Raw genomic sequence first — 6,859 nt, forward strand, 5'->3', positions numbered from 1 at the left:
CCATTTTTACTGAATGGCTAATGTCAGGCGTGTTTTTTCAACATCTAAGGATATATGTGATGATTAAATTGTATGACCATGGAGTCTATATATCACATCAGCACGGTATTATTGCTGCTGATAAGGGGTCAGTCGCGTTAGAGAAGCATGAGGCGCGCAAGGGAACGATCTCGTGGTCGATCCTCTCCGCCCATAATACTTCAGGGAATGAACAGCAGTTAAAAATTAAATTTGATTCAATGGCCTCCCACGATATTACTTTTGTGGGCATCATCCAGACTGCTAAGGCCTCGGGAATGGAACGTTTTCCATTACCCTATGTTCTGACGAATTGCCATAATTCGCTTTGCGCTGTCGGCGGCACTATCAACAGCGACGATCATATATTTGGTTTGTCCTCAGCACAAAAATATGGCGGCATTTATGTCCCGCCCCATATCTCAGTTATTCATCAATATATGCGCGAGATGATGGCCGGCGGTGGGAAAATGATCCTGGGCTCAGACAGCCATACGCGCTATGGCGCTTTAGGGACCATGGCGGTTGGCGAGGGGGGCGGCGAGTTGGTTAAGCAACTGCTCGGAGAGACCTGGGATATTGATTATCCTGAGATTGTCGCCGTGTATTTGACAGGAAAACCCTCGCCCGGCGTTGGCCCTCAGGATATTGCCCTGGCGATAATTGGCGCGGTGTTCGAGCGCGGTTATGTGAAAAATAAAGTTATGGAGTTTGTGGGGCCTGGGGTGGCGACAATGTCTACCGACTTCAGGAATAGCGTAGATGTGATGACCACGGAGACCACCTGTTTATCGTCCATCTGGCAAACGGATGAAGAGACAAAAAACTACCTGCGTATTCACGGCAGGGAACAGGACTATTGTCCGCTCTCAGCAAAAGAGATGGCCTACTATGATGGCTGCATAGAAGTGAATTTAAGCACCATCAAGCCGATGATCGCCTTGCCTTTTCACCCTGCCAACGTATATGAAATTGATACGCTTAATGAGAATTTGCAGGATATTTTGCACGAGGTTGAGATTGCGGCGGATAACATTTCCCAGGGACGCGCCAGGCTCTCTCTGCTGGATAAAGTCGAACATGGGAAGCTGCGGATTCAGCAGGGGATCATCGCCGGCTGCGCTGGCGGAAATTATGTTAACGTGGTCGAAGCGGCTCATGCCTTGAAAAATCACGCCTGCGGCGATAGCGCTTTCTCTCTCGCGATATACCCCTCTTCCCAGCCGGTGTTGATGGACCTGACTAAAAAGGGCATGACCACCGCGTTATTGAGCGCCGGCGCAATTATGCGTACCGCATTTTGCGGCCCCTGCTTCGGCGCAGGCGACACGCCCATGCATAATGGACTGAGCATTCGCCACACGACGCGTAATTTTCCCAACCGGGAAGGGTCCAAACCCGGGAATGGGCAAATGTCGGCCGTTGCGCTGATGGATGCCCGCTCCATAGCGGCGACGGCTGCCAATGGGGGCGTGCTGACATCGGCTTCCGCGCTTGATTGCTGGGAAGACATTCCGCAGTATGAATTTGATGCTTCACCTTATCGGAGTCGTGTTTATCAAGGGTTTATTAAAGGAGCGACCCGGCAATCGCTGATCTACGGCCCCAATATAAAAGACTGGCCGGAGATGAGTGAGCTGACGGACAATATTTTGTTAAACGTGACCTCAAAAATCATGGATCCGGTGACCACCACCGATGAACTGATTCCATCAGGCGAAACCTCATCATTTCGCTCCAATCCGTTAGGGCTGGCTGAGTTTACCCTTTCGCGACGCGATCCGGGCTATGTCGGCCGTAGTAAGAAGATTGCGGCGCTGGAAAAATTACGGATCGAGGGGGACGATCCTTGTCGCCTGGATCCGCAGCTTGAGGCGGTTTTTTCCCGGATCCGCCAACTGCCGGGGCAGGAAAATGTCACGCTTGAGCAGACGGAGATTGGCAGCATGGTTTATGCGGTCAAACCCGGCGATGGTTCCGCACGAGAGCAAGCCGCCAGCTGCCAGAGAGTCCTTGGTGGCCTGGCAAATATTGCCCAGCAGTATGCCACGAAGCGCTATCGTTCGAACGTGATTAACTGGGGAATGCTGCCATTGCAGATGAAGGCGCTGCCGGAGTTTGAGGTCGGCGACTTCATCTATATCCCGGGGATCAGGTCAGCCCTGGAAACCGATCTTCGTCAGATTACCGCGTTCGTGATCGGCCACGATCGCCCCATTAAAGAGATCTCTCTTTACATGGAGGGGCTCACCTCAGCAGAGCGGGAGATAATTAAGGCGGGAAGCCTGATTAATTATAATAAATTACGCTTAACAACCCACCATCAGTAAACGATATTGATCATCAAGATGAATCAACGGGGGTGATATCGCATCCCCGTTTTTATTCATAGCCGCTTATTCCGTGGTTTTCGATCGCGGCGTTAGAGCTGGGCTACCTGAAGCCGGCTTCATCTTCTCGCTAAGATAATCAATCATCGCCCGCATTCTGGCGGGCATATGCTTATTGCCCGACCACAGTAGCCAGAGCTGGCCGGAATAGAGGCTGATAAACTCCCACTCCGGTAAAACCTGCACAATCTCGCCGCGCGCCAGCGCCTCACGGGCGGTAAACAGCGGCAGGCTGCCGATGCCCAGATTCTGCTTCACGGCATCAAGGCGCACGGCCGTATGGTTGGCGGCGTAGCGGCCGTGGGTCTGGATCGTTTCCGTTTTCTCCCCGCGGCGGAACTTCCAGCGCGAATCGGCGGGCGTCTCGCCAAGGCTGATACAGCTATGTTCGCGCAGATCCTGCGGCGTTTGCGGCGTTCCATAGTGCTCCAGATAGCCGGGCGTCGCGCAGATGACGTGGCTGATGGTCATCAAAGGCTTACCGTGCAGCCCCGGCGAGGGGGTAGGGGTGATACGCAGCGCCAGATCGATGCCGTCATCAATAAAATCGAGAACCCGATCCTCAAGCCGCAGACAGACGTCGATCTTCGGGTAGCGGTTAAAAAATTCCAGCATCAGCGGGTGAATGGCAAACCGTCCCACGGCTTTCGGCACGCTGAGCGTGAGCTTGCCCTGCGCCACCGCCTGGGTACTGCTGGCGGAGTCCATGGCCATACGCGCCGATTCCAGCATCTCCAGCGCATGTTCATACACCATTTTCCCGGCATCGCTGAGGCGCAGCTTGCGCGTGGTGCGGTGCAGCAGCTTGCAGCCCATCTCCTGCTCCAGGCGCGAGACGCTGCGGCTGATCGCCGAAGGCGTTGCGCCGGCCTGGCGTGCGACGGCGGAGAAGCTGCCCTGTTCCACAATCTGTACGAACAGGGCGAGGTCGGGCAGTAGGCTCAGATTCATTTGTGCTTCCGGAGCAAAATTGCGTTGATGTCAGGCGGGATTATCGCCGCCAGCAATATCAATATACTGTCCTGACAGAGAGGAGGACAACCATGACTGAACGCCTTTATTACACCAGCGACGCCGAGGAATGCCTTGCGCAAGTCGTCAACTGCCTGAGCGAAGCCGATGGCCGCTATGCCATTGAGCTGGATCGCACGCTGTTTCACCCGCAGGGCGGCGGGCAGCCGGCGGATCGTGGCTGGATTGCCGGCCTCGCCGTCGAGGGCGTGGTTAGCCGCGGCGATAGCGTGGCGCATATCGTTTCACAGCCGCTGCCGGCCGGCGAGGTCACGATCCGCATCGATCCAGAGAGCCGGCGGCTGCACGCGCGTCTGCACTCCGCCGGGCACGCGCTTGCCCAGGCCGGGGAGCTGTCGGGCTGGCAGCCGATCAAAGGACATCACTGGCCGGGAGAAAGCCGTATTATTTTTGCCCCAGGCGCGCATGGCGGGCTGCCCGAGGCCAGCGCGCTGCTGGAAAAAGTTGAGGCCTGGCAGGCAGACAATTTACCGCGTCAGCTTACTTTTGCCGATGGCCTGCGCAAGGTCGGGTTCGGCGACATGCAGAGCTATCCCTGCGGCGGGACGCACGTGGCCAGCCTGTCCGAACTGGGTAAAGTCGTCATTTCCCAGGTGAAGATGAAAAAAGGACAAATTATTGTCAGCTACACGGTGGAATAAGCGAGTGAAAGGAGATGCACAATCAACAGGGCATCTCCTGGTGCTTAAATATGCGCAGGATGTTTACCGTGATAAATCCGCTCCGGTCTGCCGACTTTGCCATAGCTGATTTCAGCCTCAAGGAAATCGTTTTTAACGCCCTGCTCAAGGTAGCGGCGGGCGGTGGTTTTACTACTGCCGAGAATACGGGCCAGGGTGTCTGCGGTATGGACCGTTTCCGGATCGGCAAAGAGCTGTAATACCCGATTAAAGGTGCTCTCATCAATACCCCGCAGCGGAGAGCCTGCGGCTTCCGCGTGCTCTTTTGCCTGGATATTGAACAGGGCGTCAACATGGGTCTGGCTTGCCTGCTCGCTTGAGCGAAGAGAGCTGCGATAGCGGGCAAAACGCTCAAGCGTATGCTGCAGGCGCTGATAGTGAACGGGTTTAATCAGGTAATCAAAAACGCCCATCCGCAGGGCTTCGCTGATGGTATCCATATGGTTGTCGGCGGTGATGAAAATGATGCGCCCTTTATAATGAGTATTGACGGCGTGGCGGATCAAATCGAGTCCTTTGCCATCGGGTAAGAAGTTATCCAGCAGGGTGAGCTGGGGCTGATAGAGGCGAAGCATCTTTTTTGCGCTTTCCAGTTTATCCGCAATGCCAATGACTTCGAACTGGGGAAATTGCTTGATGGTATCCACCAGAATTTCCGCCAGCATAGGTTCGTCTTCAACGATGAGAGTGGTGATGCTATCCATGGTGTTCATCTCGGGTCAGGGGGATATAAAGGGTAAAAATAGTGCCAAAAGGGATGTTGTCATCGACGACGATATTGCCGCCCGCCTGCTCAACGTAGCTGCGAACCAGCCAGAGTCCGATGCCGTGATCGCCGCTGTCGCTGCTGGTCACGCCGCGCTCAAAAATACGATCGCGCAGCGATTCCTCAATCCCGCAGCCCTGGTCGGCGATCTCGACGATCGCTTCGCCGCCCTCGCTGTTGATCAGGCATTCGATCTGCTTTGAACCTGCCGGCTGACGTAGGGCGGCGTTGTAGGCGTTATCCAGCAAATTGCCGACGATCGAGATCCATTCATTATGCGACAGCGAAGAGGGGAGGGTTTCAACGTGACAGGCGGGATCGAAGACCAGCTCTAATCCGAGCTCTTTGGCGCGGTAATATTTGCCGATCAGCAGCCCGGCAAGGTGGTTCACTTTAAAATTGCGGGCAATAAAATCGAGCACTTTCTGGTGGCTCTCAGACTGCTGCTGAATAAGATCCAGCGCGTTATCGTAGCGTTTTAAAAACAGCAGCCCGGCAATGGTGGAGATCAGATTGCGATGCTCGTGCTGTACGGCGCGCAGGTTATCCGCGTACTGCTGGACCTGGCTGAGCTGCAGGCTCAGAGTGTTGATATCGTCTTTACTGCGAAAGCTAATGACCCAGCCCTGGGGCTCGTTATTAAGCGTGACGGCCATACGGCTGGCGATCACTTTAATCTGATTAAAAGTGACGATTTCGTCTTTTTTATTTGTCTGCGGCGCGTCATAGAAGAATGCCTCCTGAGAGATCACGCTGCTGATGCTTTTGCCAATCAGAATGGTTTCCGGCTGGCTCAGGTTTAATAGCCTCCTTGCGGTTTGATTGATGGCGGTAATTCGGTAGTGGGAGTCAATAGCTATCAGCCCCTCAAAGACCGATTCAAACAGGACGCTCTGCTGGATAAGCAGCTGTGAGAGCTGCTGTGGTTCCATATTCAGCATCTGTTTTTTGATATGCAGCGAGAAGCGCCGGGCGCAGTAGAGCAGCAGAAGCAGCATGATCGCCATCGGGATCATCAGCGATCCGATTTGCAGACTCAGCCAGTTTTCTAACTGTTCGATGGTGTAGCCCACCGATACAATACCGATCACCTTCCCGGTGCTGTCCTGGATCGGCGACTTGCCGCGTAATGACGAACCGAGCGATCCTTTACGCACCGACACGTAGCTTTTGGCGTTATACAGCGCCTCGTCGCTGTCTCCGCCTTCCATCGATTTACCGATTTCCTCTGGATTCACGTGATACAGGCGCCGGCCTTTCGCGTCACCGACGGTGATATAGGTGGCGTCGGAAAACGATCGCATCGGGTCGATAAGTTCTTTAATGCGCGGTAAATCGTGCTTTTCTACCGCGTCAACCAGTTCGGGCATGGCGGAGATCTGCATGGCCTGAATCAGCGCGCGCTGTCCCACCTGGTAATGCAGGCGTTCCTCCGTAATGCTGGTGAGATACCATGACATGGCCAGCATCACGATTGTCGAGGTAAACAGGATCAACAGGAAGATGCGGTTCTGAAACGAACGTCGGGCAAACCAGGGCGTGATTTTTCGGGCAAACATTGGGCGAATTGACATCAAAAGGTCATTTTCTCTTTTTTAGGGGCCGACGGCGCTGAATCGGCCCACAGATTTACTGATTTCAGAACTCATCCAGTAGGAATACGACGTTTTACGTACCACCCGATCGGACTTCTGCGCCGTAGCCTGGGGTATTTCCCGGAGGCGGGCGCGGCGCCCGTCCGGGCGGGTAGCCCGGCTAAGCGCAGCGCGAGCCGGGAACAATGCGTTTTCACATCGCCAGCACGTACTTGAGCATCACCCCGGCAGCAATCGCCGAGCCAATCACCCCCGCCACGTTCGGGCCCATCGCGTGCATCAGCAGGAAGTTCTGCGCGTCCGACTCCAGACCCACTTTGTTTGACACCCTGGCCGCCATCGGCACCGCCGACACCCCGGCCGAGCCAATCAGCGGGT

At 54.9% G+C, this 6,859-nt stretch carries 6 protein-coding genes; 2 read left to right on the plus strand and 4 right to left on the minus strand.

What is annotated here, in order from left to right:
- Positions 1-59 precede the first annotated feature (59 nt).
- The gene (locus ABLU67_RS22955; RefSeq protein ID WP_064406660.1) at positions 60-2,348 is read left to right on the plus strand and encodes a hydratase; all 2,289 of its coding nucleotides are present in this window, start codon (positions 60-62) and stop codon (positions 2,346-2,348) included.
- A 66-nt stretch (positions 2,349-2,414) separates the two neighbouring features.
- Here the strand turns inward: ABLU67_RS22955 and ABLU67_RS22960 are convergent, their stop codons facing one another.
- Positions 2,415-3,359, minus strand: a complete 945-nt coding sequence (locus tag ABLU67_RS22960) for a LysR family transcriptional regulator (protein ID WP_064406659.1) — start codon at positions 3,357-3,359, stop codon at positions 2,415-2,417.
- A 92-nt stretch (positions 3,360-3,451) separates the two neighbouring features.
- Between ABLU67_RS22960 and ABLU67_RS22965 the strand changes: the two genes are divergently transcribed.
- Positions 3,452-4,081 carry a hypothetical protein gene (locus tag ABLU67_RS22965; RefSeq protein ID WP_014227875.1) on the plus strand — a complete coding sequence of 210 codons (630 nt, stop codon included), beginning with the start codon at positions 3,452-3,454 and terminating at the stop codon, positions 4,079-4,081.
- Between the two features lie 44 nt (positions 4,082-4,125).
- Here the strand turns inward: ABLU67_RS22965 and ABLU67_RS22970 are convergent, their stop codons facing one another.
- The 3 genes from ABLU67_RS22970 to ABLU67_RS22980 form a co-directional block, all read right to left on the minus strand.
- Entirely contained in the window at positions 4,126-4,824 is a 699-nt protein-coding gene (locus tag ABLU67_RS22970) for a response regulator (RefSeq protein WP_004098499.1), read from the minus strand.
- Positions 4,817-6,445: a sensor histidine kinase gene (locus ABLU67_RS22975; protein WP_348852546.1), complete on the minus strand. Its 1,629-nt coding sequence runs from the start codon at positions 6,443-6,445 to the stop codon at positions 4,817-4,819. Before ABLU67_RS22975 ends, ABLU67_RS22970 begins: the two co-directional genes overlap by 8 nt.
- 229 nt (positions 6,446-6,674) lie before the next feature.
- Positions 6,675-6,859: sodium ion-translocating decarboxylase subunit beta (locus tag ABLU67_RS22980; RefSeq protein WP_031614686.1), on the minus strand; the 185-nt coding region annotated here is incomplete at its 5' end.

It is taken from the genome of Klebsiella sp. GN_Kp190 (genome assembly GCF_040061795.1).
GTDB classification, from domain to species: Bacteria; Pseudomonadota; Gammaproteobacteria; order Enterobacterales; family Enterobacteriaceae; genus Klebsiella; species Klebsiella michiganensis.

Excerpts from the sequence above, each read along its gene's own strand:
- ABLU67_RS22955 (WP_064406660.1), top strand. The coding sequence starts at position 60 with ATGATTAAATTGTATGACCATGGAGTCTATATATCACATCAGCACGGT.
- ABLU67_RS22960 (WP_064406659.1), bottom strand. The coding sequence starts at position 3,359 with ATGAATCTGAGCCTACTGCCCGACCTCGCCCTGTTCGTACAGATTGTG.
- ABLU67_RS22965 (WP_014227875.1), top strand. The coding sequence starts at position 3,452 with ATGACTGAACGCCTTTATTACACCAGCGACGCCGAGGAATGCCTTGCG.
- ABLU67_RS22970 (WP_004098499.1), bottom strand. The coding sequence starts at position 4,824 with ATGGATAGCATCACCACTCTCATCGTTGAAGACGAACCTATGCTGGCG.
- ABLU67_RS22975 (WP_348852546.1), bottom strand. The coding sequence starts at position 6,445 with ATGTTTGCCCGAAAAATCACGCCCTGGTTTGCCCGACGTTCGTTTCAG.